A 25,238-nucleotide genomic window follows, 5' to 3' on the forward strand; every position below is an offset into this window, starting at 1 on the left:
GCGTGAGGCGGCCGTGCCCAGTCTAAGACATTGATGTCTCGCATGAGCTACCCTTGTCTCATGGCTCTCGACCGTGACCACGTGCTGCGCAGCGCCGCCGCCCTGCTGACCCGCAGATCCACCGCGACCATGGACGAGGTCGCCAAGGCCGCCGGGATCAGCCGGGCCACGCTGCACCGCCACTTCGCCGGCCGGGACGCGCTGGTCCGGGCCCTGGAGCAGCTCGGCATCGCGGAGTGCGAGGGGGCGCTTAACCGGGCCCGGCCGGAGGAGGGGTCCGCCGCCGAGGCCGTGCGCAGACTGGTCCGCGAGATCCAGCCGGCCGCCGGACTGCTCGCGTTCCTGTACGGCGAGAACCAGCTGTGGGAGGGCGACCGGCAGAACGAGGGCTGGCAGCGCCTGGACGCCCGGATCGGCGCCCTCTTCCAGCGCGGACAGCGCGACGGCGAGTTCCGCATCGACCTCAGCCCGGTCTGGCTCACCGAGGCGCTGTACGGGCTGATCGCCTCCTGCGCCTGGGCCACCCTGGACGGCCGCGTGGCCTCCCGGGACTTCCCGACCATGATCGCCGAGCTGTTGCTCGGCGGCGCCGTGCGAAGAGAGGAATCATGACCAGCACGGTGCGGCCGGCTCGGACGACCGGGGCGGTGAAGCGCCCGGGCCGCTGGGTCGCGCTCTCCGTCCTGGTCCTGGCCGTGCTGCTGGTGGCCGTCGACGCCACCGTCCTCGGCCTGGCGACCCCCTACATCAGCGAGGACCTGAACCCCTCCGGCACCCAGCTGCTGTGGATCGGTGACGTCTACTCCTTCGTCATCGCCGGTCTGCTGGTCTCCATGGGCAGCCTCGGTGACCGCGTCGGCCGCAAGCGGATCCTGCTGGGCGGGGCCACGGCGTTCGGCGCGCTGTCCGTACTCAACGCCTACGCGACGACGCCTGAACTGATGATCCTGGCCCGGGCGCTGCTCGGCGTCGCCGGCGCGACCCTGATGCCCGCCACCCTGGCCCTGATCCGCAACATCTTCCACGACCCGCGCGAGCGCAGCCTCGCCGTCGGCGTCTGGGGCGCCACCGCCTCCGCCGGTACGGCCGTCGGCCCGATCGCCGGCGGGTTCCTCCTGGAGCACTTCTGGTGGGGCTCGGTCTTCCTGATCAACCTGCCGGTGATGGCGGTCCTGGTCCTGGTCGGCATCCGTACCCTGCCCGAGTCGCGCAACCCGCACCCCGGCCCCTGGGACCTGGGCAGCGTCCTGCTCTCGCTGGCCGGCATGATTGGCCTGGTCTACGCGGTCAAGGAGGCTGCCACCCACGGTGCGACCCCGACGGGCCTCGGCGCCGGTCTGCTGGGCGCGGCGGCCCTGTACGGCTTCGTCCACCGCCAGCTGACCATGCCGGTCCCGCTGCTGGATATGCGGCTGTTCCGGCGCCGTGGCTTCAGCGGGGCGGTCCTCGCCGACCTGCTGACCGTCCTCGGCATGTCGGGCCTGGTGTTCTTCCTCTCCCAGTACCTGCAACTCGTCCAGGGCCGTCGTCCGTTCGAGGCGGGTCTGGCCGAACTGCCCGCCGCGGTGGGCGCGGTGGCGGCCGGCCTGGTCGCGGGCCGCGCCGCCCGGCGCTTCTCGGTCCGCTCGGTGGTCTGCGGCGGCCTGGCCGCGGTCGGTGCCGCCCTGGCCGCGCTGACGACGCTCGGCGAGTCCACCGGCTACCCGGTCCTCGGGACCGCCCTGCTGGTCGTGGGCGTCGGCGCGGGCTTCTCCTTCACGGTGACCGCCGACGTCATCCTCTCCAGCGTCCCCAAGGACCAGGCGGGTGCGGCCTCGGCGGTGTCCGAGACGGCGTACGAACTGGGCGCCGCCCTGGGCATCGCCCTGCTGGGCTCCATCGTGACCGGCGTCTACCGCGGCTTCGCGGGCCCGTCCGGCACCCCGGACGGCGCCCACGAGTCGCTGGGCGCGGCGGTGGAGGCGGCGGCGCACCTGTCCCCGCACCGGGCTCAGGCCCTTCTGGACGCGGCCCGGGACAGCTTCCTCCACGGCCTGCACCTGGCCTGCGGGGCAGGGGCGGCGGTCCTCCTGACGGCGTCGGCGGCGGCGTGGTTCCTGCTGAGGGACCAGGCGCTGGAGGGCGCCGGGTGATCCGGCCGGACCACGGGCGCGGGCGACCGCGCCACGAGCCGGCACGCGACCGCGCCCGGACCACGGCCGGGCCACCCGGACTCAGCGCTTGTACCCCAGCACCGTCATCATGCCGCTCTCCGAGTGGTACTGGTTGTGGCAGTGCAGCATCCACAGCCCCGGATTGTCGGCGTCGAAGTCGAGCACCAGCTTGCGGTGCGGCAGCACCAGCGCGGTGTCCTTGCGCGCCCCGGCGGAATCCAGCCCGGTGATCGAGAACGTGTGCCCGTGCAGGTGCATCGGGTGCCACATGTCCGTGGCGTTGATGAGGGTGAGCCGTACCCGCTCACCGGCGCGCACGGGGTGGCGCTGCTGCGGGGAGTAGGGCTTGTGGTCGAACCCCCAGTCGAACTTCTGCATGGTGCCGGTGATCCTGATGCGGATCTCCCGGTCGGGGTCCCGGTCGTCGAGCGCCACCGAGTCGGCGGGCAGGAGTCGGCGCGCGGGGACGGTGTTGCCGTCGAGTTCGTTCGGGTGGACGTCGGCCGGGGGGTTCCCGCCGCCCTTGCCGGTGCGCAGCACGGCGACGGCCCTGCCCTTCTTGCCCTCGGGCAGCGCGACCAGGGGGAACATCCCGTCCTTGGCGGTGATCAGCACGTCGTACCGCTCCGCCATGCCGACGAGGAGGGCGTCGGTCCCCCGGTGCTGCACGGGGTAGCCGTCGGTGTGGGTGACGGTCATCGCGTGGCCGCCCAGCGCGACCCGGAAGGCGGTCTCGGAACCGGCGTTGATGATGCGCAGCCGCACCCGGTCGCCGGGACGGCAGCGGAACACCGACGGATTGTCCGGCAGGCGCCCGTTCACCAGGTAGTACGGGTAGGCGACGCTGCCGCCCTCACCGTGCAGCATGCGGCTGTGGGAGCCGTGCAGCACCCGGTTGGGGCCCGTGGACCTCGCCGCCGACTTCCCGGACCCCGACCGGTGAGCGTCCGGCCCGTGGGCGCTCGGGCCGCCGTGGCCGGGCCCCATGGCCATACCGCCCATGTCCATGGCGCCGCCGGGCTTGAGCTGGCTCAGGACGCCCTCGGGCGTGGAGCCCTGCACGCCGTCGAGCCAGTCGTCCAGGACCACGACCCACTCCTTGTCGTAGGAGAGGGGCTCCTTGGGGTCGTCGATGATGAGCGGCGCGTACAGGGCGCGGTCGGGCTGCATCCCCACGTGGGAGTGGAGCAGGTAGGTGCCCGGGTGCTTGACGACGAAGCGGTAGCGGAAGTCGGTCCCGGGGTGGATGGCCCGCTGGGTCAGGTCCGGCACGCCGTCCATGTCGCAGCGCAGCCGCACCCCGTGGGAGTGCAGCGTGGTCGTGGCCGGCAGCCGGTTGGTGAGCGTCAGGTCGAGCATGTCGCCGGCCGTGACCCGCACCAGCGGGCCGGGTACCTCCTCGTTGTACGCCCATGTGCGGACCGAACGCCCGCCCAGGTCCAGCTTGGCCTCGGCGGCGGTGAAGCTGAAGGTGCGTTCGCGGCCGGACCCGCGCTTGCGCTCGGCGGCCAGGACCTCCGGATCCGAAGGGTTGACGTACCCCCGGGGTCCGGCTGGGACGAACTTCTCCCCGCCGTTGTGCTGGGGGCCGGAACTGGGCTCGGAACCGAAGCTGGTGCAGGCTGCCAGGAATCCCGCGCCGGCGACGGCGACCGGGGTACGGAGCAGAGTACGCCGAGAAGGTTTGGACATGTCTGAATCAGACATGTTGTGTGGTCATATGGCCGTCTGATACGGCCGAATGCCCGATGTGTCGGCGGCAGATTCCACCGGCAGGCGGACGGCAGCCGGTCCAACACCGGTCCGCCGAGGCGTCCGGGGACCGTCTGACGGACCTTCGGGAGCCCCGCGCGGCCGGCCTCGGCGGCACCGCCCCCGCGGCCGGCCCGCCGCCCGGCCGGCCGCCCTCGCCCGATTCGGACGAAAGACCCTAGGCGGCCTTCGCCTTCGTGGCGTACATGTCCACGTACTCCTGCCCGGACAGCCGCATCACCTCGGCCATCACCGAGTCCGTCACCGCGCGCAGCACGTACCGGTCCCGGTCCATGCCGTCGTACCGCGAGAACTCCATGGGCTCGCCGAAGCGGACGGTGACCCGGCCCGGCCGCGGGATGCCCCGTCCCCCCGGCTGGAGCTTGTCCGTGCCGATCATCGCGAAGGGCACCACCGGCGCACCGGTCATCAGGGTGAGGCGGGCGATGCCGGTGCGGCCCCGGTACAGGCGTCCGTCGGGCGAGCGCGTGCCCTCCGGGTAGATCCCGAAGATCCTGCCCTCCTCCAGGATGCGCCGCCCGGTCATCAGCGCGGCCACCCCGCCGCTCGCCCCGTCGCGGTCCACCGGGATCATGCCGACGCCGGTGAAGAACCAGGCCATCAGCCGGCCCTTGAAGCCCTTGCCGGTGACGTACTCGTCCTTGCCGATGAAGCACACCTGCCGCTTGCTGACCAGCGGCAGCACCATCGAGTCGATGAACGTGAGGTGATTACCGGCCAGAATCACCGGACCGTCGCCGGGGATGTTCTCCACGCCCTCCACCTGTGGGCGGAACATCAGGCGCATGATCGGTCCGAGCACTGCCTTGATGAGCGCGAAGCGGGACAACGGGTCCTCCGATGTCAAAGGGGGCGATATGAGTCTGTGCAGGTGAGGACATTACTCGCGGCGCCGGGCCGCGCGCACATCGGGGACGTCCGGTTCACCGAGGTCTTACGAAGTGTTGACGCGGGTTTACCTGCGGTGGCGTGCGCTGAACGGCGCGTGACCGCCGTGCGCCGATGTGACGGACATCGCGCCGCACACGAGCCGCCGCCCCCGACGACGCGTCACCTTCCGCCGTTCGCAGGACATCCGACAGCACCCGGGTGTTCGGACCGGAGCCTCCCTCCCGTCATGTGCACGCCCCTACGATCGGGCCGCACCGATGGACGAAGGCGGCAGGAGGGCGCTCATGGACAGCGACCAGGCGAACGAGCAGACGCAGACGACGGGACGGAGGGCGCTGCTCGGCGCCGCGGTGCTCGGCGCGGGCGGAGCGGTCCTCGGACTGTCCGGCACGGCCCGGGCGGCCGGGCACGGGGGACGCGGGCTGAAGGGCCTGCCGGTGCCGACGGTCATCGGCCACCGGGGTGCCAGCGGCTACCGCCCCGAACACACCTTCGGCTCGTACGAGCTGGCCCTGGACCTGGGTGCCGACGTGGTCGAGGCGGGCGACCTGGTGCCCACCAAGGACGGCCACCTGGTCTGCCGGCACGAGCCCGAGATCGGCGGCACGACGGACGTCGCCTCCCACCCGGAGTTCGCCGACCGCAGGACCACCAAGGTGCTCGACGGGGTCCCCACCACCGGCTGGTTCACCGAGGACTTCACGCTCGCCGAACTGAAGACGCTGCGCGCCGTCGAGCGCGTCCCCGCCAACCGTCCGCACAACACCCTCTACGACGGCCGCTGGGAGATCCCCACCTTCGAAGAGGTCCTGCGGTGGCAGGACGAGCAGACCCGCAAGCGCGGCAAGCAGGTCTGGATCTACCCGGAGACCAAGCACCCCACCTACTTCCGCAAGCTGGGCCTCGGCCTGGAGGAGCGGGTCGCCAAGCTGCTGCGCAAGTACGGCAAGGACGGCCGGAACTCCCCGGTCATCCTCCAGTCCTTCGAGCCCGGCAGCATCCAGCGGCTGAACCGGCTGGTCGACAACCCCCTCGTCGTCCTGCTGTCCTCGGCGGACAGCCGCCCGTACGACTTCGTCGAGGCGAACGACCCGCGCACGGTCGCCGACCTCATCACGCCCAAGGGCCTGCGGGAGATCGCCGGTTACGCCCAGGGCATCGGCCCGACCCTGGACCTGGTCATCCCGAAGAAGGCGGACGGCACCCTGGCCGAGCCGACCACGCTGGTCTCCGACGCGCACAAGGTCGGCCTGATCCTGCACCCCTACACCATGCGGAACGAGAACCCCTTCCTGCCGGCCGAGTACCGCAAGGGCACCGCGGCCGACGCCTACGGCGACGTCTTCGGCGCCTTCAAGAAGTACTTCGCGACCGGGATCGACGGCGTGTTCACCGACAACGCCGACACCGGAGTGCTGGCCCGCGCCGACTTCCTGAAGGGCTGACGGCCCCCTTCCGGACGGCCGGCGGCACCCCGCGCGTCAACGCCGTGCCGTCCGGCGCCCCGTTCGGGCTGACTGTGCGCCGCCCCGGCAACCCGCCGCCGGGGCGGTTCGTCGTTCCGCATATGACGCACGACCTGGTCGCCTCCCTGCATCCCCTGCTCACCGCCGAGGCCTCCGCCGAGGCATATGCCGGGGGAGGTGAGCCGGGCGACCTGGAGCAGGCCGTCTGGCTCCGGCTCCTGGAGCGGCTGGAGACCGACGGGCCACCACCGGACCCGCACGGCTGGCTGCGCAAGGCGGTGCGCGCCGAGGCCCGCCGCACCCGCCGCACCACCCGCCTGGAACGGCCCTACGGCACCGACCCGGCCGACGACCTGCGCGCCGGGCCGGAACAGCACGCACTGACCACCGCCCGGTACCGCGCCCTGCGGGACGCGGTCCGCCGCCTGCCCGGCCGTTGCCCCCGTCTCCTCGAAGCGCTGCTCTCACCCGACGACCTCACCTACCGGGAGATCGCGGGGGAGTTGGGTATCTCACAGGGCAGTCTCGGCCCGGAACGCTCCAGATGTCTCGGATGTCTGCGTCGATTGCTCACACCGGAGGTTGCGGCACGCCAAGCGCGGGGATAGGAGTGGGGGACGACAGGTGATCAGGTGAGCGGGAGGCATGCGCACATGGGCATGAGCGTGACCATCTCGGTGGCGACCGAACAGGACGCGGAGCAGATCTTCCGGCTCCAGTACCTGTGCTTCCAGAGCGAGGCGGCGCTGTACGGCAACTACCGCATCGACCCGCTCGTGCAGACCCTGGAATCCGTCCGCGAGGAGGTCGTCTCCGACTGCGTCTTCGTCGCCCGCCTCGGCGACGAGGTGGTCGGCTCGGTGCGCGGCAGGGTCACCGAGGACGGCGCGGCGGCCATCGGCAAGCTCTGCGTCCACCCCCGCTTGCAGGGCCACGGCATCGGCGCGAGGCTGCTGCGCACGGCCGAGGCCGCGCTGGCGGACGAGCGGGGCGCCACCCGGTTCCGCCTCTTCACCGGCCACCGCAGCGAGGGCAACCTCCGCCTGTACCGCCGCTCCGGCTACGAGACGGTCGGCAGGGCCAAGGGCGCCGACGGCGTAGAGATGATCATCCTGGAGAAGCAGGCGGGCGCGTACGCGCAGACGGCGTGAGGGCGCGCGCCCCGCAAGGGGCGCGGCCGGCCGCGCGAGCGACCGCGCCGTGCCCCCGGCCCACGCCCCTCAGGCGCCCCTGCGCACCGACGCCTTCCGCAGCCAGTACATCGCGGAGAGCGGCAGGAGCACGGGGATGAAGACGTACCCCATCCCGTACTTCGACCACACCGTCGCGTCCGGGAACGCGGACGGCTCGACCAGGGTCCACGTGCCGACGATCAGCACGCCCGCGAGCTCCGCCGCACAGCACACCAGCGCCGCCCGGCGAGCCGTCTCCCCGCCGCGCACCAGCGTGTACGTGATGAACCCGTACACCACGCCGGCCACGGCGGACAGGGAGTACGCGAGCGGCGCCCGGTCGAACTCCGTGGAGATCTGGTACGCGGACCGCGACACGGCGCCGACCACCATCACGCCGTAAAACCAGACGAGCAGCATGCCCGGCCCGCTGATCAAACGGGCCGGCTTCTCCTGCGCCACCGTCACCTCAGCCTCCCCAGATGTCGAAGAGCCGCACTTCCAGCACGGCCAGCACCACACCGCCGGCGGCCACCGTCACGGAGCCCCAGCGGCTCCGCTCGGCCAGCGACATGAAGCCCGCCGCCGGAACGCACGCGAACGCGCCCAGCAGATACGCCACGAAGATCGTCGTGCCCTGCTCCGGCTTCTCGCCCCGCGCCAGCGCCACGACCCCGATGACCAGCTGCACCAGGGCCAGCAGCGACACCACGGCCATGCCGATGAAGTGCCAGTCCTTGGTCGGCTGGTCGCGGTAGGCGGCCCAGCCGCACCAGGCGGCGAGCAACAGCGCGGCGACCCCGGTCACCAGCGTCAGGGCATTGAGCATGCCGTGACCTTATTACGGCGGAAACAGCCCATCGTCCCCGCCCCCGCCGTACGCGGTCCGACGCGGCCATCGTGGCATTGGCCACAACCCGCCGGGCGGCCGAGCCGGACGCCGGCCCGGTGGGAGGGCCCCGCCGCCCTTGTCCGCACTGGTGAAGGGCGGGGGAGCGGGGGTCATCGTGCCTGGCCGGATGTCCCACCGCCGCTGTCCGCCGCTGTCCAGCATGCGGACAGCGGCGGCTGGTCAGCACCGTTCGTCTGCTTTACTTCTCACATGACCACGACGAGCTGCCGCACCCTTGCGACCGAGGCGACCCCGACGCCCGGTGCTCGTTGTATGTGTCGCCTGATGTGTCGAATGTGCACCTTCTAGAGGGCCCCCGCATCAGCTGAGCCATGGGGGACCCCGCTCGAGCGAAGGCGAGAGTGGGGGAGCCCCGAAGCGAGACCCCTGGCATGTCCGTGCGCCGTAGGCCGTACGAGACGCACACCGCTTCCTTGCCGGAACCGCATGCACCCGTGCCCGGGCACACCCACGCCCGCGCACTCGACAGTGACGGAAACCCACGTGATCACCACCTCGGGCCTGACCAAGGTCTACCGCTCCCGCGGCCGTGAGGTCACCGCCCTCGACGGCGTCGATCTCCACGTCCGCGAAGGCGAGGTCTACGGCGTCATCGGCCAGTCCGGCGCCGGCAAGTCCTCGCTCATCCGCTGCGTCAACCTGCTGGAGCGCCCCACCTCCGGCACCGTGACCGTCGCCGGGCAGGACCTCACCGCCCTGGCCGGACGCGGCCCGCGCGCCGGCCGGGAACTGCGCCGGGCCCGCAGCCGGATCGGCATGGTCTTCCAGCACTTCAACCTGCTGTCCTCGCGGACCGTGCAGGACAACGTCGAACTGCCGCTGGAGATCCTCGGCCAGTCCGGCCGGGCCCGCTCCCGCAAGGCGCTCGAGCTGCTCGACCTGGTCGGCCTCGCCGACAAGGCCAAGGCCTACCCCGCCCAGCTCTCCGGCGGCCAGAAGCAGCGCGTCGGCATCGCCCGCGCCCTCGCCGGCGACCCCAAGGTGCTGCTCTCCGACGAGGCCACCAGCGCCCTCGACCCGGAGACCACCCGCTCCATCCTCCAGCTGCTGCGCGACCTGAACCGGCAGCTGGGCCTGACCGTCCTGCTCATCACCCACGAGATGGACGTCGTGAAGTCGATCTGCGACTCCGCCGCCCTGATGGAGCGGGGCCGGATCGTGGAGTCCGGCACGGTCAGCGAGCTGCTGGCCACCCCGGGCTCGGAGCTGGCCGCCGCGCTGTTCCCCGTCGGCGGCGAGGCCACCGGCAGCGACCGGACCGTCCTCGACGTCACCTTCCACGGTGAGGCCGCCACCCAGCCCGTCATCTCCCAGCTCTCGCGCACCTACAACATCGACATATCGATCCTCGGCGCCGCCATCGACACCGTCGGCGGCCTCCAGATCGGCCGCATGCGCATCGAACTGCCCGGCCGCTACGAGGACAACGTGGTGCCGGTCGGCTTCCTGCGCGAACAGGGCCTGCAGATCGACGTGGTGGGCCAGGAGGCCCCGCTGGTGAAGGAAGGTGCCAAGTGACCTGGTCCGAGATGCAGCCGCTGCTGTCCCAGGCGTGTTCCGAGACGCTCACGATGGTGCTCTGGTCCACCCTGATCGCCGTCGCGGCCGGCCTCCCGCTCGGTCTCCTCCTCGTCGTCACCGACCGGGGCGGCCTGGTCCAGAACGTCGTCGCCAACAAGGTGGTCGGCCAGGTCGTGAACATCGGCCGGTCCATGCCGTTCATCATCCTGATGGTCGCCCTGATGAGCTTCACCCGCTGGGTCACCGGCACGACCATCGGCACCACCGCCGCGATCGTGCCGCTCGCCATCGGCGGCATCCCGTTCTTCGCCCGCCTGGTCGAGACGGCCGTCCGCGAAGTGGACCACGGTCTGGTCGAGGCGGTGCAGTCCATGGGCGGCAACACCTGGACGGTCGTGCGCAAGGTCCTGATCCCCGAGGCCCTGCCCTCGCTGATCGCCTCCACCACGACCACGCTCATCGCCCTCATCGGCTACTCCGCCATGGCCGGCACCGTCGGCGGCGGCGGCCTCGGCGACCTCGCCGTCCGCTACGGCTACCAGCGCTTCGAGACCCAGCTCATGTGGATCACCGTCGCGATCCTCGCCGTCGTCATCTCCCTCATCCAGTTCGCCGGCGACTTCGCGGCCCGCTCCCTGTACAGCCGGGGCGGCCGGTCGGGCCCGGCGCCCAGGCTGCGCCTGCTCAAGGCCAAGGAGCCGGCGGCGGCCGACGTCGGCAAGGTCGCGTAAGCCACCCTCCCGGACACCCCGTCCGTCCACCCGTCACCCGACCACCACCCCCCACCGACGGCGCTCCGCGCCGGCAGCCCCTGATCCGGGGCAGTACCACCCTTAAGGAAAGGCACTTTTCGTGCGTAACGCCGCCAAGTTCACCACCGCCGTCCTCGCCGCCGGAGCCGTCACCCTCGGGCTCACCGCCTGCGGCTCGGACAAGGACTCCGGCTCCTCCGACTACAGCGGACCGCTGGTCGTCGCCGCGAGCCCGACCCCGCACGCCGAGATCCTGAACTTCGTCAAGGACAAGCTGGCGAAGAAGGCGGGCCTCGACCTGGAGGTCAAGGAGTTCACCGACTACATCACACCGAACACGGCGACCGAGGACGGCTCGGTGGACGCCAACTACTTCCAGAACCAGCCGTACCTGGACGACTTCAACAAGAAGCGCGGCACCCACATCGCGCCCGTCGTCACGGTGCACCTGGAGCCGCTCGGCCTGTACTCCCACAAGGTCAAGAAGGCCGACGCCCTCAAGAGCGGTGCGACCATCGCCGTCCCGAACGACGCCGTCAACGAGGCCCGCGCCCTGAAGCTGCTCGCCGCCAACGGGCTCATCACCCTCAAGGACGGCGTCGGCACCGAGGCGACCCCGCAGGACATCACCAAGAACCCCAAGGACCTCAAGTTCAAGGAGGTCGAGGCGGCCCAGACCGCGCGCTCCCTGGACGACGTGGACGCGGCCGTGATCAACGGCAACTACGCCATCTCCGCCGGCATCAAGCCCGCCAAGGACGCCCTGGTCCTGGAGTCCGCGAAGAACAGCCCGTACGGCAACTTCCTCGCCGTCAAGGAGGGCAACCAGAAGGACCCGCGCGTGAAGAAGCTCGCCAAGCTCCTCACCTCGCCCGAGGTCAAGAAGTTCATCGAGGACAAGTACCAGGGCTCGGTCATCCCGTCCTTCTGAGCCGCGAGGGAGGAACGGACCGGTGCGCGTGCCCGTCGTCGCCGTGACGGCCCTGGCCCTCGGCCTGACCACAACACGGGTGAAGAAGCTCGCGAAGCTGCTCCTCTCGCCCGAGGTGCGCAGGTTCATCCAGGACGAGTACAGCGGGTCCGTCCTGCCGACGACCGGCGGCTGACGGCACCCGCACCGCGTTCGGCGACGCACGGGGTCCACTCCCTCACCGGGTGTGGACCCCGTCGTGCGGTTCAGTGGTTCGATGCTGCATGCTGGGCAGTTCAGCAGACCTGACGGTCCTGACGGTCTCTCGAGGAATTTCCGAAGGTTACGGAGCGGCGCATGACGAGCACCTTCCCCAACATCTCCATCAGCACGGAGCGGTTGGTGCTGCGTCCCCTCGACGAGGACGACGGGCCCGCACTGGCGGACATGATGAACGACGAACAGGTCGTCGCCTGGACCACCGTCCCCCACCCGTACACCGAGGCCGACGCCCACCGGTGGATCACCCGCGTCGCCCCCGACGAACGCACCGCGGGGCGCGGGATAGTCCTCGCCGTCACCGAGTTCCTCACCCAGCGGCTCGTCGGCGTCGTCCACCTCAGGAACACGGACTGGCGCGTACGCTCCAGCCAGATCGCCTACGTCATCGCCCCCTGGGCGCGCGGCGAGGGCTACGCCTCCGAAGCCGTCCTCGCCACCGCGCAGTGGCTCTTCCACGACCAGAAGTTCGAACGGCTCGAACTGCGCACCGCCGCCGACAACACCGCCTCCCAGCAGGTGGCCCAGAAGATCGGCTGCATCAGCGAGGGCGTCCTGCGCAACGCCTGGACAGCCCGCGCCAGGACCGGGGACGGTTCCTGGACCGAGGTGCGCACGGACGTCATCGTCTGGAGCCTGCTCCCCGAGGACCTCGCCGGGGCCGGCGAGCAGCCGGCCGACACCGGGGGATTCACGTCGTACTCGGACTGGAACTGAGCTTCCCCCGCTTCACCAGGTACTCTCACGGAGCCCGCCCCGGGCTCCCTCAAGCCCCGCGCAGAACCACTGGAGACTGACGACGATGGCCGACCGGGTCACGGTGATCGGCTGGGACGGCTCGCCGCTGACCGACGCGGCACGGGCCGCCCTCGCAGCCGCCACCCTCGTGGCCGGCGCCGCCCACCACCTGGCGCTGCCCGAGCTCCCGCCCACCGCCGAACGCGTCCGCCTCGGCAGCCTCGCCCTGGCCGCCCGCCGCATCGCCGCCCACCGCGGCACCGCGGTCGTGCTCGCCGACGGCGACCCCGGCTTCTTCGGTGTCGTGCGCACCCTGCGCGCCCCGGAGTTCGGCCTGGAGGTGGAGGTCGTCCCCGCCGTCTCCTCCGTCGCCGCCGCCTTCGCCCGCGCCGGCATGCCCTGGGACGACGCCCAGGTCGTCGTCGCCCACCCGCGCAGCCTGCGCCGGGCCGTGAACGTCTGCCGCGCCCACACCAAGGTCGCCGTCCTCACCTCGCCGGGTGCCGGCCCCGCCGAACTCGGCCTCCTCCTGGAGGGCGTGCACCGCACCTTCGTCATCTGCGAGGAACTGGGCACCGAACGCGAGCAGGTCAGCGTCGTCACCTCCGACAAGGCCGCCGACCACACCTGGCGCGACCCCAACGTCGTCATCGTCATCGGCGGACCGGCCGGCGCGCAGGAGGACGGCGGCTGGATCGCCGGACGCGACCCGGGCGCCGGACCGCGCGGCTGGGTCCAGCCCGACGAGAGCTACGGTGCCGGCCCGGCCGGCGGTCTCGGCGAGGGCGAGAACCAGCTGCTGCGCGCCGCCCAACTCGCCCGCCTCGGCCCGCGCGTCGGCGACCTCGTCTGGGACATCGGCTGCGGCAGCGGCGCGTTCGCCACCGAGGCCGCGCGCGCCGGCGCGGCCGTCATCGCCGTCGACCACGACCCGGCCGCCTGCGCCCGCACCGAGAACGCCGCGCGCCGCTTCGGCGTCCAGCTCCAGATCGTGCACGGCAGCGCCCCGCACGTCCTCGAAAACCTGCACGAGCCCGACGTCGTACGGGTCGGCGGCGGGGGACCGGCCGTCGTCTCCGCGGTCGCCGACCGGCGCCCGCAGCGGATCGTCACGCACGCCGCCACCCGGGACGTCGCCGAACGCGTCGGCCGCGACCTGACCGAGCACGGATACCGGGTCGAGTGCGCCCTGCTCCAGTCCGTCGAACTCGACACCCAGGCCTGGACGGAGACCGAGCGGAACGTGGCGTTCCTGCTCAGCGGGGAACTGCGGCGGCGCGAAGCGCCTCGCTGAGGGGCGGCGGCCGGGCGACGGACGGGACGGCCGGACCGCGCCCCGTGATCCTGTTGTCGTACCGCGCGCGGTAGGCTGGCCGATCGTTGTACCGCACCGGTGGGCCGAACTTCGTTCACCAATGTCCGGAACGCACGCCCGTTTTGGGGTGGGTGTGGTACGGCGGAGCCGGAGGACGCGCAACGTGGCGCAGTCCACAGCGGGCTGTCGCGGATCTTGCTGTCGCGACGGCACGACGACCGGGACAATGCCACTGAATGGCTTTGTCGCCTTTTCCGGCGGGTCGTTCGTGCCGCTGGGCACGGACGCTCGTTCTTCACTGCGGGCGGTCGGTGCGCCGTTCCGGGTGAGCTGGTCGTAGGAGCACTAACCGATGGGCGAGGGGTACGCATGACCGACACCGGCCAGGTCCCGGCCGAGGGGCAGCCGGAGAGCGCAGGCATGGTGGAGCAGCCGGGCGTCCCCGCGCACGGCGCGTACACCTACCTTGCCGAGGCTCCCGCCGAGGACGAAGACCTGCTGCTGCCGGGTGCCCAGGGCGCGTGGGGCAACGAGGTGCCGCCACCCGCTCCGGAACCGGTGGTGGAGGCCGTCCACGAGCCGGGCCCGCACGAGACGGCCGGACGTGACAGCGGCTCGGTCGACCTCAGCGGTGTCCGCCTGCCCGATTCGGGACCGGCGTCGGTGCCGCCGTCGCCCATCCTCTCGGCGCCGCACGACCCTTCGGCCGCCCCGCAGCCGCCGCGCCGCCCGCTGCACCTCGGCCCGCCGATCCCCGACACCTCCGCCAGCCCGGTCCGCTCCCTCGCCGACCGCGGCCCCGCGGGAGCGCCGGTGCGGCAGCCCGGACCGGCGGCGAGCGGCCCCGAATACCTCGAAGCCCAGTCGCAGGCGGCCCCGCAGAGCGCGGCTCCCTGGGGTGCGGCACAGGTCGCCCCCCAGGCCCCGGCTGCCGAAACGGTTGGCCCGTCCGACGCGGCCCAGGCGGCCGTGGCCCGGCTCACCGGCCAGGCGTCGTCCCCGGCCGACACCGGCCACGTGCAGGTCGTCCACGGTCACGACGGGGTCCAGCCGGCCCACGCGCACGACGGGGTCTACACGGCACCGGCGACGCCGGGCGCCGAGGGTGATCCGACGGGTGTGACCTCCGGTGACGAGGGGGCCGTCGCCGACGCGGCGCCCGCTGCCGTACAGGCCGCCGAGGCGGTGCCGGGGCCGGCACACGAGGCGCCTTCGGCTCCGGAGACCCAGACTGTTGCGGACGGGGCGGCGCCGGGACAGGCCGCGCCGACCGGCGCGCCGCCCTCGGAGGCCACCGGTGCGGAGGGGGCTGCGGACGCGGTCGCCGTCGCCGGTGCCCCGGCCCAGGAAGTGGCCGGGGACGCGGCTCAGCCGACGACACCGGCGCAGCCGGCCGACGGCGTACAGCCGGCCGGCGGCATGCAGCCGACCGGGCCCGTGCAGGTCGTGGAGCCTGTGCAGGTCGTGGAGGCCGTGCAGGTTTCCGGTGCCGGGGAGGCCGTCCCTGGGGAGCAGGTGGTCGTGCAGTCCGCTGAGGTCGCGCAGGCTGCCGAAGCGGTGCAGCTGGCCGAGCCCGTGCAGGCCACGGAGCCCGCGCAGGCCACGGAGCCCGTGCAGGCCGGGGAGCCGGTGCAGCTTGCCGAGCCCGCGCAGGCCGCGGAGCCCGTGCAGGTCGCAGAAGCCGTACAGGTTCCCGGTGCCGGGGAGGTCGTCCCCGGGGAACAGGTGACCGTGCAGTCCGCTGAGGCCGCGCACGCCGTCGAAGCGGCTCAGCCCGTCGAGCCGGTGCAGGGTGCGGTCATCGGACAGGCTCCTGACGCGGTGCGGACTGCGGATGGCGTGCAGGGTGCCGAGGTGCCGCAGGCAGTCGAGGCCGGGCATGTCGCTGACGCGGCTCAGCCCGTCGAGCCGACGCAGCCGACCGGCTCGGAGCAGCTCGCCGGTGCCCCGCAGCCCGCCGACGTCGCCCAGACCCCCGCCGACGTCGCCCAGACCCCCGACGGCGTGCAGCTCGCCGCCGCCGGGCAGGCCGCCGGGGCCGCCCTGTCCGTCGCTGCCCCGCACCCCGCCGGCTTCGCGCAGCCGACCGGCGCCGAGCAGGTAGCCGACCAGCCGTGGAGTGCGGAAACGCAGCCGGGTGCCGTCGCGCACGCGGCCGGAGCCGCACAGCCTCACCCTCCGGCAGAAGCCCAGGCGCCCGCCGAAGCCCAAGCCGCCGTCACCCTCCAGGACGCGGTGGAGCCCGCCGACGCGATCGCCGCCCGGAACCCCGGCGCGACCCGGGAAGCGGCCACCGCCCAGCCTCAGGACGTGCCCGTCCAGCCGACCGCGGACAGCGCCGCCCCGGCCGTCGCCGAGCCCCCCGTCGCCGCCCAGGCACCGCAGACCGCCGCGCCGGTCGCGGAGGCACCGCACGGTGACGGCGTCCAGGCGCCGGAGTCGGTCCTCCCGGCCGCCGCGGACGCACCCCACGCCGACCCGGCTCAGACCGCCGTACCCGCAGCCGCCGCAGGACAGACCGCCGTGCCCGCCGGGCAGTCCCCCGTACCCGCCCAGCCCGCCGGTGACGGCGCCGCCGGAGTCGTAGGGGTCGCCGAGCCGGTCGTGCTCCAGGGCCCGCAGCTCGCCGAGAGCCTCCCGCACGCCGCCGACGCCCCGGCCGCCCCGCAGCCGGACGCCGCCGTACCCGACGGCCCGCACCCGCAGGACCCCGCGCAGGACCCGGAGCAGCCGCTGCCCTCCGGGCTCCCCGCGGGCGCGGATCCGCGCCCGCTCGGGGAGTTCGTGCCGGTGGAGGGACAGGTCCCCACCACCCCGCACCTCGCGCCCACCCCGCCGCACCCCCTCGTCGTGCCCGTACCCCACGACGGCGAGCCGGCCCCGGTACCCGCCCCCGACGTCGTCCAGCACGCGGAGGACCTGCGGACCGGAGGCGCCGACCAGGAAGAGGACACGGCGCCGGTGACGGAGGCACGCCGGTCCGCCGGCCCCGCCGCGCCGGGCTACGCCGACGCCGAGCGCGAGGCCGTGCTGAAGGTGATGCGCGAGCGCCGCGACATCCGCAACGGCTTCCGCAGCGACCCCATCCCGCACGAGGTGCTGCTCAGGGTCCTGGAGGCCGCGCACACCGCGCCGTCCGTGGGCCACTCGCAGCCCTGGGACTTCGTCGTCATCCGGTCCGCCGAGACCCGGCGGACCATGCACGAACTGGCGATGCGGCAGCGCGAGGCGTACGCCAAGTCGCTGCCGAAGGGCCGGGCCAAGCAGTTCAAGGAACTGAAGATCGAGGCCATCCTCGACACCCCGGTCAACATCGTCGTCACCGCCGACCCCACCCGCGGCGGCCGGCACACGCTCGGCCGTCACACCCAGCCGCAGATGGCGCCCTACTCCTCGGCGCTCGCGGTGGAGAACCTCTGGCTCGCCGCCCGCGCCGAAGGCCTCGGCGTCGGCTGGGTCAGCTTCTTCGACGAGCGGGAGATGGTCCGCGCGCTCGGCCTGCCCGAGCACCTGGAGGTCGTCGCCTACCTGTGCGTCGGGTACGTCGACGAGTTCCCGGACGAGCCCGAGCTGATGCAGGCCGGCTGGTCCAAGCGACGCCCCCTGTCCTGGGTGGTGCACGAGGAGACGTACGGCCGCCGCGCCCTGCCCGGAGAGGAACCCCACGACCTGCTTGCCGAGACCGTCGCACAGATCCGCCCGCTCGACGCCAAGGCGCTCGGCGAGGCGTGGGAGCGCCAGAAGCGCATGACCAAGCCGGCCGGCGCGCTCGGCATGCTGGAGATCATCTCCGCACAGCTGTGCGGGCTGTCCCGGCAGTGCCCGCCGCCGATCCCGGAGCCCGCCGCCGTCGCCATCTTCGCCGGCGACCACGGCGTGCACGCCCAGGGCGTCACCCCCTGGCCGCAGGAGGTCACCGCCCAGATGGTGGCCAACTTCCTCGGCGGGGGCGCCGTCTGCAACGCCTTCGCCGGCCAGGTCGGCGCCGAGGTGTGCGTCGTCGACGTGGGCGTCGCCGCCGACCTGCCGGCCACCCCGGGCCTGCTGCCCCGCAAGATCCGCGGCGGCACGTCCGACATGACCACCGGCCCCGCGATGACCCGTGAGGAGGCCAGGGCGGCCATCGAGGTCGGCATCGAGACCGCACGCGACCTGGTGGCGGCCGGCAACAAGGCCCTGCTCACCGGGGAGATGGGCATCGCCAACACCACCGCGTCCGCCGCGCTGATCTCCGTGTTCACCGGCGCCGACCCGGCGGAGGTGACCGGGCGCGGGACCGGCATCAACGACGAGACGCTCGCCCGCAAGACGGAGGTCGTCCGCCGGGCCCTGGAACTCCACCAGCCGGACCCGGCCGACCCGATCGGCGTCCTGTCGGCGATCGGCGGCTTCGAGCACGCGGCCATGGTGGGCCTGCTGCTCGGCGGTGCCTCGCTGCGCACGCCGGTGATCCTGGACGGCGTGAGCGCCGGCGCGGCCGCCCTCGTGGCCCGTGCCATCGCCCCGGAGGTCCTCGCGGCCTGCATCGCCGGCCACCGCAGCGCCGAGCCGGGCCACGTGGCGGCCCTGAACAAGCTGGGCCTGCGCCCCCTGGTCGACCTGGACCTCCGTCTCGGCGAGGGCACCGGCGCCCTGCTCGCGCTGCCGCTGGTGCAGAGCACGGCGCGGGCCATGCACGAGGTGGCCACGTTCGATTCGGCCGGGGTCACGGAGAAGTAGGCCGGACGGCACGGGCGGTCCGGTGTTCAGCTGCCGGACCACCCGTGTCCCGTGCCCTGCCCTCCGCTTAAAATCTGCACGTCAGGGCCGCTCCGAAGGTGCAGCGCGCCCATCGCACAGCTGCACGAGGAGCCGTCCCTCATGGCCGAACACCCCGCCTACCCCGTAGGTCTCCGCCTCTCCGGCCGTCGCGTGGTCGTCCTCGGCGGCGGCCAGGTCGCCCAGCGCCGCCTCCCGGCGCTGATCGCGGCCGGCGCGGACATCGTCCTGGTCTCCCCGGAGGCGACGCCCTCGGTGGAGGCCATGGCGGACGCGGGCGAGATCACCTGGGTGCGGCGCGGGTACGCGGACGGCGACCTCGCCGAGGCCTGGTACGCCCTCATCGCCACCAGCGACCCCGCGGCGAACACGGCCGCCTCCGCCGAGGCGGAGCGCCACCGTGTCTGGTGCGTCCGCTCCGACGACGCCGACCAGGCCACCGCCTGGACCCCGGCGACCGGCCACAGCGAAGGCGTCACCGTCGCCGTGCTCACCACGCACGCGCGGGGCCGCGACCCCCGGCACACCGCGGCCATCCGGGACGCGGTCGTCGAGGGCCTGCGCGACGGCACCCTCGTCGCCCCGCACCACCGCACCCGCACCCCCGGCGTGGCCCTGGTCGGCGGCGGCCCGGGCGACCCGGACCTGATCACCGTCCGCGGCCGGCGCCTCCTGGCCGAGGCGGACGTCGTCATCGCCGACCGGCTCGGCCCGCGCGACCTGCTCGCGGAACTTCCCCCGCACGTCGAGGTGATCGACGCGGCGAAGATCCCGTACGGCCGGTACATGGCCCAGGAGGCCATCAACAACGCGCTCGTCGAGCACGCCAAGCAGGGCAAGGCGGTCGTCCGGCTCAAGGGCGGCGACCCGTACGTCTTCGGCCGGGGCATGGAGGAGGTCCAGGCGCTCGCCGAGGCCGGCATCCCGTGCACGGTGGTCCCGGGCATCTCCAGCTCGATCTCGGTGCCGGGCGCGGCCGGCATCCCGGTCACGCACCGGGGGGTCGCCCACGAGTTCACCGTGGTCAGCGGCCACGTGGCGCCCGACGACGAGCGCTCCCTGGTCGACTGGGCCTCGCTGGCCAGGCTCACCGGCACCCTGGTGGTCCTGATGGGCGTCGACAAGATCGGGAAGATCGCCGAGACGCTCGTCGCCCACGGCAGGTCGCCCGCGACGCCGGTCGCCCTGGTGCAGGAGGGGACGACGGCCGCGCAGCGGCGCGTGGACGCCACCCTGGCCACGGTCGCCGAGACGGTCCGCGCCGAGGACGTGAGGCCCCCGGCGGTCATCGTCATCGGCGAGGTGGTGCGGGTCGGCCCCGCGCCGGTGGCCTGACCTCGGCCTGAGCACGCGTAACCCGGGGTAACCCATTCTCTTCCGACCGTTGGCACCACACCCAGGACAAGGCAGTATCACCCCGTGGCCGATCTCATCACCGTCGAGGATCCCGACGACCCGCGCCTGACCGACTACACGGGCCTGACCGACGTGGAGCTGCGCCGCAGGCGCGAGCCAGCCGAGGGCCTGTTCATCGCGGAGGGGGAGAAGGTCATCCGCAGGGCGAGGGACGCCGGTTACGAGATGCGGTCGATGCTGCTCTCGGCCAAGTGGATCGACGTCATGCGCGACGTCATCGAGGAACTCCCGGCGCCGGTCTACGCCGTCAGCCCCGAACTCGCCGAACGGGTCACCGGCTACCACGTGCACCGCGGCGCCCTCGCCTCCATGCAGCGCAAGCCGCTGCCGACGGCCGGCGAACTGCTCCGCTCCGCCCGCCGGGTGGTGGTCATGGAGTCGGTGAACGACCACACCAACATCGGTGCGATCTTCCGCTCGGCGGCGGCCCTCGGCATGGACGCGGTGCTGCTGTCGCCCGACTGCGCCGACCCGCTGTACCGGCGGAGCGTCAAGGTCTCCATGGGCGCGGTGTTCTCGGTGCCGTACGCCCGTCTGGAGAGCTGGCCCAAGGGTCTGGAGTCGGTCCGCGAGGCCGGCTTCACGCTGCTCGCGCTCACCCCGGACGAGAAGGCCCGCACCCTGGACGAGGCCGCCCCGCACCGGATGGACCGGGTGGCGCTCATGCTCGGCGCCGAGGGCGACGGACTGTCCAGGCGGGCACTGGTCGCCGCCGACGAGTGGGTCCGCATCCCGATGTCCCACGGCGTCGACTCGCTCAACGTGGGCGCGGCGGCCGCGGTCGCCTTCTACGCGGTTGCCACGGGCCGGCCGGAGTCCTGACCGGGCAGACCCCGGCCCGCCGAACCGACCCGCGGGCGGCCCTCAGTTGCCGGCGTCGCGGCTCACGGCGGACGTGTCCGGGTTCGGTACGAACGTCGCGTCGCCCAGCGGCGAGTGGCCCGGCTGGGTCTGCTGCTGCCGGGGGGCGCCGTCGTCGCCGAGCCCGCGCGCCGGCCCCTGGCAGCCCTGGGCCACCGCGATGCCGAGCGCCACGAGCAGCGTCACCACCACGAACACGAACAGCCGCTGCCGCAGCAGCCGCGGATTGGCCGGCCGCCGTAGGCTGCCCGCCGGGCGCTGCCCCGGCCGGCCGGAACCACCGCGCTGAGCGGGCCGGCCGCCACCGGAGCGCGGACCGCCGCCGCGCGGCACCGGAGTGGGGCGCGCCGTGCCCGGCCGGGGGGAGGGCCCTGCACCGCCACCGCGCGCACCGCTGCCACCGCGGGAGGGCACCGCGCCACGTGAGGACACCCCGCCCCTGGAGGACACGGAGGGCGCACCGCCGCGGGCGGGGTTGCCGCCGCGCGGCAGCGGTGTGCCGGGGGAGGCGCGCCGCTGGGTGCGCTGCTGCTCGGGGTAGGTGTCGGCGAGCCGTCCGGTGGGCCGGTCCGCCTCGGCGGCCCGCGGCGAGGGCGGCCGTACGCCGTCCAGGCCCTGCGCCTCCCGGGCGGCGATCTCCTTCAGCCGCAGCGACAGCTGGAGCGTACTGGGCCGCTCGTCGGGGTCCTTCGCCAGGCAGGCCCGGATCAGCGGGGCCAGGGCGTCCGGGACGCCGTACAGCTGCGGCTCCTCGTGCACCACCCGGTACAGCATCACCTCGGAACTGCCCTGCCCGAAGGGCGAGTCGCCGGTCGAGGCGTACGCCAGGGTCGCGCCCAGGGAGAAGACGTCGGTGGCCGGCGTGACCGCGGCCCCGCGCACCTGCTCCGGGGCGAGGAAGCCGGGGGAGCCGACCGCGGTCCCCACGTGGGTGAGCGTGGAGGCACCGGTGGCCCAGGCGATGCCGAAGTCGATGATCCGCGGCCCCTTCGGGGACAGCAGGATGTTGGAGGGCTTCAGGTCCCGGTGCACGACCCCGGCCTCGTGCACGGCGACCAGCCCCTCGGACAGGGCCGCGCCGATCGCGGCCGTGTCCGCCGCGCCGAGAGCGCCCTCCTCGGCGACCTTGTCGTGCAGGGACGGGCCCGGTACGTACTGGGTGGCGAACCAGGGCCGTTCCGCCTCCAGGTCCGCGGCGACCAGCCGGGCCGTGCACCCGCCCCTGATCCGCCGGGCCGCCGACACCTCGCGCGCGAAGCGCGACCGGAACTCCTGGTCCTCCGCGAGATCGGGCCGGATCACCTTCAGGGCGACCCGCTGCCCCTTCTTGTCGGAGCCGAGATAGACCACGCCCATCCCGCCCGCGCCGAGCCGTCGGTGAAGCCTGAACGAGCCGACGACGCGCGGGTCCTCGCGCCTCAGGCGCATCATCGCCATGTTCATCCCCGCTGCCCGGTCCCTGTGACGTGGCACAGCTTACGTTTCCACGGCCGCCTGCGCGCAGAGGCCGCGCCCTCTGGGCCGGATGGATTGTGTCGGCCGTCCGGGGGAGGTGAAACGCGGTCAGGAGGTGCGGGCGGACGGCGACTTCGCGCCACCGGTGGCCTCAACCCGTCGGTGCGGCAGGCGGGTTGACGTCCTGCTGGGCCGCGGTGCACGGGCCGGTACGCCCACCGGCCGGCGGCCGTCGGCGGCGCGCGGCCGTGCCCGCGCCCCGGATGCCGGTCCACCCCCGGCACTCCCTCCGACCAGGACGGGAGTGATCGAAGTCACTCAACTCATCCCATAGAGCGCGCCGGAAATAACGGGACGAAGCGGGCTACCCCTCCGGGAAGACCCCGAGACGCCGGCCCGCGTCTCCACCCAGGGGAGTACGTCGCAGGTCATGGCTCATCCTCATGGAGGCCCGGCAATCGGTACGCGGGCATGACGTCCGGTGGACGCCGCGCGCCTAGATTTGAGGTCAAGCGGCGGGTGCAGCACTCGTCCCCCGAGGTCACCACCCGCCGCTGCCGACGACAACCGAAACGGTCAGGAGAGGGACCATGGCCCACACGGCACCGCGACGCACGGCGCTCGCCCCCCGCCGAACGGGCCGCCGCCACCCCCTGGTGGCGACACTGATGGCCCTTCCCCTGGCGGCCCTGCTCCTGCTCGTCTTCGACGGCTGGGAGACGGTGGCCACACAGGCGTCGTCCGTGGGTGCGATGCTGGGGCGCTGAGCGGCGACCCCAGGCCCGGAAGAGCGGTCCGGGCGGGGACATCGATCCATGAAACCCCGTGGGGACGGGGGTACGGCGGACGGCACAAATGCCGGCGCAGCTGGGGAGCTGCGCCGGCATTGGCCGTTCACCCGGCGTCGCCGGTCCGCCGCGCGCACGCCGGCTACTCGCGCCCGGGGCGGTCCCACACGGTTCGCCCGGCCTCCGCCGCCCGCCCCCGGTACCCTCACCCCAGCACCCGACCAGCCCCGCCCCGAGGCCCCCTTGACCGCAGACACCACCACCGCGAGCGCCGGGACCGGCGACCCCGCCCTCGTGTCCGCGCTGGCCGACCGGGCCAGGGCCGCCGCTCACCCCCGCAGTCCCGCCGCCTCCTGCTCCTGCCCCAGCGCCCCCCTCGCCGACCGCCCGGACGCCACCGTCGTCCGCCACGACATCACCGTCGCCAAGGCCCACGCCCCGGACACGGACCCCGCCGCGCTCACCCTCCGCGTCGCCACGGCCGCGCGCCACCCCGGCCTGCTCCTGCCCCCGCTCACCCCGGTCACGGCCACCCTGTACGACCGCCTGGTCACCCTCTGGCCGTACGGCGCCCCCGTGGACCCGGACGACCCGGACGCCGCTCCCTGGGAGGCCGCCGCCACCCTCCTCGCCCTCCTGCACCGCACCCCCGTCCCCGCCGGCCTCCCTCCGATGCGCGGCCCCGTCAAGGCCGCCCGCGCGCTCGACCGCCTCCGGGCGGCCCTGCTCACCACGTCCGGACGGGCCGCGCATCCGGCCGCGCGGCCCGTCCTGGAAGCCTGGGCCGCCCTGCCCGCCTGGGCTCGCGCGCAGGCGCCGATGCCCGGCCCGCCGGCCCTCTGCCACGGCGACCTGCACCTCGGCCAGCTCGTACGGCACCCCGCACCGGACGGGCCGTGGAGGCTGATCGACGTGGACGACCTCGGTGCCGGCGTCCCGGCCTGGGACCTGGCCCGCCCCGCCGCCTGGTACGCCTGCGGACTGCTCCCGCCCGACGAGTGGACCCGCTTCCTGACCGCCTACCGGCAGGCCGGCGGCCCGGCCGTGCCCGCGGACGGCGACCCCTGGACCGCCCTGGACGTCCCGGCCCGCGCGCTCACCGTGCAGACGGCGGCCCTCGCGGTCGCGAAGGCGCTCGCCGCGGACCGCCCGCTGGACGAGGTGGAACAGGCCGTGGTGGACGCGTGCGCGCGCATGCCGTCCGTCCCCGCCGGCTTCCCCCCGGCGTCCGCACCCCGATCCCCGAGCGAGAGGGCCTAGGCTGCAACCGCCCGGGGCCGGACGGAGTCTGTCCTGGGGAAACACGAAGCAGGACCGACCGGCGAGGAGTTGAGCCGACCATGCAGTGTCCGAAGTGCCATGCGCCGATGCACACCTACAACCGCAACGGCGTCCAGATCGAGCAGTGCAGCGGCTGCCGCGGCATATTCCTCGACTACGGCGAGCTGGAGGCGCTGACCCGCCTGGAGGCCCAGTGGTCGCAGCCGGCCCCGCCGCCCCCGCCCGCCGCACCGCAGGCCTACCCGGCGGCTCCGCCCGCACCCGCCTGGGGCGCCCCGCACGGCGGTCACGGCGGTCACGGTCACTACGGCCACCATCGCCACAAGAGCTTCGGGCACATGCTCTTCTCCAGCTGATCACCCGCTGGGCACACGCAGGAGCCCCCGGCCGTACGAGACGGCCGGGGGCTCCTTGCTGCGTGGACGATACTGGGATTGAACCAGTGACCTCTTCCGTGTCAGGGAAGCGCTCTCCCGCTGAGCTAATCGTCCGCGGGCCGTGACCCGTGGGTCACAGACAGTGCGCGATACTGGGATTGAACCAGTGACCTCTTCCGTGTCAGGGAAGCGCTCTCCCGCTGAGCTAATCGCGCGGGCGGGATCTCCGAGAAGACCCAGGATCCGAAGATCCAGTGGACGATACTGGGATTGAACCAGTGACCTCTTCCGTGTCAGGGAAGCGCTCTCCCGCTGAGCTAATCGTCCTTGGAGGTGGAGACGGGATTTGAACCCGTGTAGACGGCTTTGCAGGCCGTTGCCTCGCCTCTCGGCCACTCCACCAGGAGTGTAAGGGGATC

The 25,238-nt window shown here is 73.3% G+C and carries 21 protein-coding genes, 4 tRNA genes and 1 pseudogene; 17 read left to right on the plus strand and 9 right to left on the minus strand.

Annotation, left to right across the window (positions count from 1 at the left end; translation table 11 throughout):
- Positions 1–60: 60 nt before the first annotated feature.
- Together LG395_RS23745 and LG395_RS23750 are read left to right on the plus strand one after the other, a co-directional pair.
- Positions 61–612, plus strand: coding sequence for a TetR/AcrR family transcriptional regulator (locus LG395_RS23745; protein WP_171158055.1), 552 nt, complete (start codon positions 61–63; stop codon positions 610–612).
- Positions 609–2,132 (plus strand): MFS transporter, encoded by a 1,524-nt coding sequence (locus LG395_RS23750; RefSeq protein WP_225811129.1) that lies wholly within the window; start codon positions 609–611, stop codon positions 2,130–2,132. The genes LG395_RS23745 and LG395_RS23750 overlap by 4 nt, the downstream gene beginning before the upstream one ends.
- An 81-nt stretch (positions 2,133–2,213) precedes the next feature.
- On the opposite strand, the gene LG395_RS23755 is transcribed toward LG395_RS23750, so the two are convergent.
- Both LG395_RS23755 and LG395_RS23760 read right to left on the minus strand, forming a co-directional pair.
- The gene (locus LG395_RS23755) at positions 2,214–3,845 is read right to left on the minus strand and encodes a multicopper oxidase family protein (protein WP_225811130.1); all 1,632 of its coding nucleotides are present in this window, start codon (positions 3,843–3,845) and stop codon (positions 2,214–2,216) included.
- A 238-nt stretch (positions 3,846–4,083) separates the two neighbouring features.
- Complete coding sequence (locus LG395_RS23760; RefSeq protein ID WP_372463465.1) at positions 4,084–4,713, minus strand: lysophospholipid acyltransferase family protein; 630 nt, start codon at positions 4,711–4,713, stop codon at positions 4,084–4,086.
- A 388-nt stretch (positions 4,714–5,101) separates the two neighbouring features.
- Here LG395_RS23760 and LG395_RS23765 point away from each other — a divergent pair, with 388 nt between their 5' ends.
- The 3 genes from LG395_RS23765 (at position 5,102) to LG395_RS23775 (ending at position 7,434) form a co-directional block, all read left to right on the plus strand.
- A complete protein-coding gene (locus LG395_RS23765) occupies positions 5,102–6,262 on the plus strand; it encodes a glycerophosphodiester phosphodiesterase (protein ID WP_225811132.1) in 1,161 nt (386 codons plus the stop codon).
- 122 nt (positions 6,263–6,384) lie between these two features.
- A complete protein-coding gene (locus LG395_RS23770; protein ID WP_171158060.1) occupies positions 6,385–6,891 on the plus strand; it encodes a sigma-70 family RNA polymerase sigma factor in 507 nt (168 codons plus the stop codon).
- A gap of 45 nt (positions 6,892–6,936) precedes the next feature.
- Positions 6,937–7,434, plus strand: a complete 498-nt coding sequence (locus LG395_RS23775) for a GNAT family N-acetyltransferase (protein WP_171160145.1) — start codon at positions 6,937–6,939, stop codon at positions 7,432–7,434.
- A gap of 69 nt (positions 7,435–7,503) precedes the next feature.
- Here the strand turns inward: LG395_RS23775 and LG395_RS23780 are convergent, their stop codons facing one another.
- Positions 7,504–7,923, minus strand: a complete 420-nt coding sequence (locus LG395_RS23780) for a hypothetical protein (protein ID WP_171158061.1) — start codon at positions 7,921–7,923, stop codon at positions 7,504–7,506.
- A gap of 1 nt (position 7,924) precedes the next feature.
- The gene (locus LG395_RS23785; RefSeq protein ID WP_225811133.1) at positions 7,925–8,284 is read right to left on the minus strand and encodes a hypothetical protein; all 360 of its coding nucleotides are present in this window, start codon (positions 8,282–8,284) and stop codon (positions 7,925–7,927) included.
- A 567-nt stretch (positions 8,285–8,851) separates the two neighbouring features.
- On the opposite strand from LG395_RS23785, the gene LG395_RS23790 reads away from it, so the two are divergent.
- The 9 genes and pseudogenes from LG395_RS23790 to LG395_RS23830 all read left to right on the plus strand — a co-directional run bounded on the left by LG395_RS23790 (position 8,852) and on the right by LG395_RS23830 (position 20,879).
- Positions 8,852–9,886, plus strand: a complete 1,035-nt coding sequence (locus tag LG395_RS23790) for a methionine ABC transporter ATP-binding protein (protein WP_171158064.1) — start codon at positions 8,852–8,854, stop codon at positions 9,884–9,886.
- The gene (locus LG395_RS23795; protein ID WP_225811134.1) at positions 9,883–10,620 is read left to right on the plus strand and encodes a methionine ABC transporter permease; all 738 of its coding nucleotides are present in this window, start codon (positions 9,883–9,885) and stop codon (positions 10,618–10,620) included. The genes LG395_RS23790 and LG395_RS23795 overlap by 4 nt, the downstream gene beginning before the upstream one ends.
- A 121-nt stretch (positions 10,621–10,741) precedes the next feature.
- Complete coding sequence (locus LG395_RS23800; protein WP_225811135.1) at positions 10,742–11,572, plus strand: MetQ/NlpA family ABC transporter substrate-binding protein; 831 nt, start codon at positions 10,742–10,744, stop codon at positions 11,570–11,572.
- A gap of 76 nt (positions 11,573–11,648) precedes the next feature.
- Positions 11,649–11,747 (plus strand): annotated as a pseudogene (locus LG395_RS41905) (MetQ/NlpA family ABC transporter substrate-binding protein); the annotation flags it as partial.
- A 161-nt stretch (positions 11,748–11,908) separates the two neighbouring features.
- On the plus strand, positions 11,909–12,547 hold the full coding sequence (locus LG395_RS23810) for a GNAT family N-acetyltransferase (protein WP_225811136.1): 639 nt from the start codon (positions 11,909–11,911) through the stop codon (positions 12,545–12,547).
- A gap of 85 nt (positions 12,548–12,632) precedes the next feature.
- Positions 12,633–13,862 (plus strand): precorrin-6y C5,15-methyltransferase (decarboxylating) subunit CbiE, encoded by a 1,230-nt coding sequence (gene cbiE / locus LG395_RS23815; RefSeq protein WP_171158071.1) that lies wholly within the window; start codon positions 12,633–12,635, stop codon positions 13,860–13,862.
- 390 nt (positions 13,863–14,252) lie between these two features.
- Positions 14,253–18,602, plus strand: a complete 4,350-nt coding sequence (gene cobT / locus LG395_RS23820; RefSeq protein WP_225811137.1) for a nicotinate-nucleotide--dimethylbenzimidazole phosphoribosyltransferase — start codon at positions 14,253–14,255, stop codon at positions 18,600–18,602.
- 141 nt (positions 18,603–18,743) lie between these two features.
- Positions 18,744–19,976, plus strand: coding sequence for a uroporphyrinogen-III C-methyltransferase (cobA, locus tag LG395_RS23825; protein ID WP_171158075.1), 1,233 nt, complete (start codon positions 18,744–18,746; stop codon positions 19,974–19,976).
- Between the two features lie 84 nt (positions 19,977–20,060).
- Positions 20,061–20,879: a TrmH family RNA methyltransferase gene (locus LG395_RS23830; RefSeq protein WP_225811138.1), complete on the plus strand. Its 819-nt coding sequence runs from the start codon at positions 20,061–20,063 to the stop codon at positions 20,877–20,879.
- A gap of 42 nt (positions 20,880–20,921) precedes the next feature.
- Here the strand turns inward: LG395_RS23830 and LG395_RS23835 are convergent, their stop codons facing one another.
- The gene (locus LG395_RS23835; RefSeq protein WP_171158079.1) at positions 20,922–22,361 is read right to left on the minus strand and encodes a serine/threonine-protein kinase; all 1,440 of its coding nucleotides are present in this window, start codon (positions 22,359–22,361) and stop codon (positions 20,922–20,924) included.
- A 602-nt stretch (positions 22,362–22,963) separates the two neighbouring features.
- On the opposite strand from LG395_RS23835, the gene LG395_RS23840 reads away from it, so the two are divergent.
- The 3 genes from LG395_RS23840 (at position 22,964) to LG395_RS23850 (ending at position 24,798) form a co-directional block, all read left to right on the plus strand.
- The gene (locus LG395_RS23840) at positions 22,964–23,140 is read left to right on the plus strand and encodes a hypothetical protein (protein ID WP_171158080.1); all 177 of its coding nucleotides are present in this window, start codon (positions 22,964–22,966) and stop codon (positions 23,138–23,140) included.
- 264 nt (positions 23,141–23,404) lie between these two features.
- Positions 23,405–24,421 carry an aminoglycoside phosphotransferase family protein gene (locus tag LG395_RS23845; protein WP_225811139.1) on the plus strand — a complete coding sequence of 339 codons (1,017 nt, stop codon included), beginning with the start codon at positions 23,405–23,407 and terminating at the stop codon, positions 24,419–24,421.
- A gap of 80 nt (positions 24,422–24,501) precedes the next feature.
- Positions 24,502–24,798, plus strand: a complete 297-nt coding sequence (locus LG395_RS23850; protein WP_225811140.1) for a TFIIB-type zinc ribbon-containing protein — start codon at positions 24,502–24,504, stop codon at positions 24,796–24,798.
- 63 nt (positions 24,799–24,861) lie between these two features.
- Here the strand turns inward: LG395_RS23850 and LG395_RS23855 are convergent.
- The 4 genes from LG395_RS23855 to LG395_RS23870 form a co-directional block, all read right to left on the minus strand.
- Positions 24,862–24,933 (minus strand) — tRNA-Val (locus LG395_RS23855).
- Positions 24,934–24,962: 29 nt separating this feature from the next.
- Positions 24,963–25,034 (minus strand) — tRNA-Val (locus LG395_RS23860).
- Between the two features lie 40 nt (positions 25,035–25,074).
- Positions 25,075–25,146 (minus strand) — tRNA-Val (locus LG395_RS23865).
- 1 nt (position 25,147) lies between these two features.
- A tRNA-Cys gene (locus tag LG395_RS23870) sits at positions 25,148–25,221 on the minus strand.
- Positions 25,222–25,238: the final 17 nt, after the last annotated feature.

Origin of the sequence: Streptomyces spinosus (assembly GCF_020400655.1) — a bacterium.
Lineage (GTDB): Bacteria > Actinomycetota > Actinomycetes > Streptomycetales > Streptomycetaceae > Streptomyces > Streptomyces argyrophylli.

Excerpts from the sequence above, each read along its gene's own strand:
- LG395_RS23835 (WP_171158079.1), bottom strand. The coding sequence starts at position 22,361 with ATGAACATGGCGATGATGCGCCTGAGGCGCGAGGACCCGCGCGTCGTC.
- LG395_RS23760 (WP_372463465.1), bottom strand. The coding sequence starts at position 4,713 with ATGCGCCTGATGTTCCGCCCACAGGTGGAGGGCGTGGAGAACATCCCC.
- LG395_RS23785 (WP_225811133.1), bottom strand. The coding sequence starts at position 8,284 with ATGCTCAATGCCCTGACGCTGGTGACCGGGGTCGCCGCGCTGTTGCTC.
- LG395_RS23810 (WP_225811136.1), top strand. The coding sequence starts at position 11,909 with ATGACGAGCACCTTCCCCAACATCTCCATCAGCACGGAGCGGTTGGTG.
- LG395_RS23775 (WP_171160145.1), top strand. The coding sequence starts at position 6,937 with ATGGGCATGAGCGTGACCATCTCGGTGGCGACCGAACAGGACGCGGAG.
- cobT (WP_225811137.1), top strand. The coding sequence starts at position 14,253 with ATGACCGACACCGGCCAGGTCCCGGCCGAGGGGCAGCCGGAGAGCGCA.
- cbiE (WP_171158071.1), top strand. The coding sequence starts at position 12,633 with ATGGCCGACCGGGTCACGGTGATCGGCTGGGACGGCTCGCCGCTGACC.
- LG395_RS23750 (WP_225811129.1), top strand. The coding sequence starts at position 609 with ATGACCAGCACGGTGCGGCCGGCTCGGACGACCGGGGCGGTGAAGCGC.
- cobA (WP_171158075.1), top strand. The coding sequence starts at position 18,744 with ATGGCCGAACACCCCGCCTACCCCGTAGGTCTCCGCCTCTCCGGCCGT.
- LG395_RS23850 (WP_225811140.1), top strand. The coding sequence starts at position 24,502 with ATGCAGTGTCCGAAGTGCCATGCGCCGATGCACACCTACAACCGCAAC.
- LG395_RS23765 (WP_225811132.1), top strand. The coding sequence starts at position 5,102 with ATGGACAGCGACCAGGCGAACGAGCAGACGCAGACGACGGGACGGAGG.
- LG395_RS23755 (WP_225811130.1), bottom strand. The coding sequence starts at position 3,845 with ATGTCCAAACCTTCTCGGCGTACTCTGCTCCGTACCCCGGTCGCCGTC.
- LG395_RS23840 (WP_171158080.1), top strand. The coding sequence starts at position 22,964 with ATGGCCCACACGGCACCGCGACGCACGGCGCTCGCCCCCCGCCGAACG.
- LG395_RS23770 (WP_171158060.1), top strand. The coding sequence starts at position 6,385 with ATGACGCACGACCTGGTCGCCTCCCTGCATCCCCTGCTCACCGCCGAG.
- LG395_RS23745 (WP_171158055.1), top strand. The coding sequence starts at position 61 with ATGGCTCTCGACCGTGACCACGTGCTGCGCAGCGCCGCCGCCCTGCTG.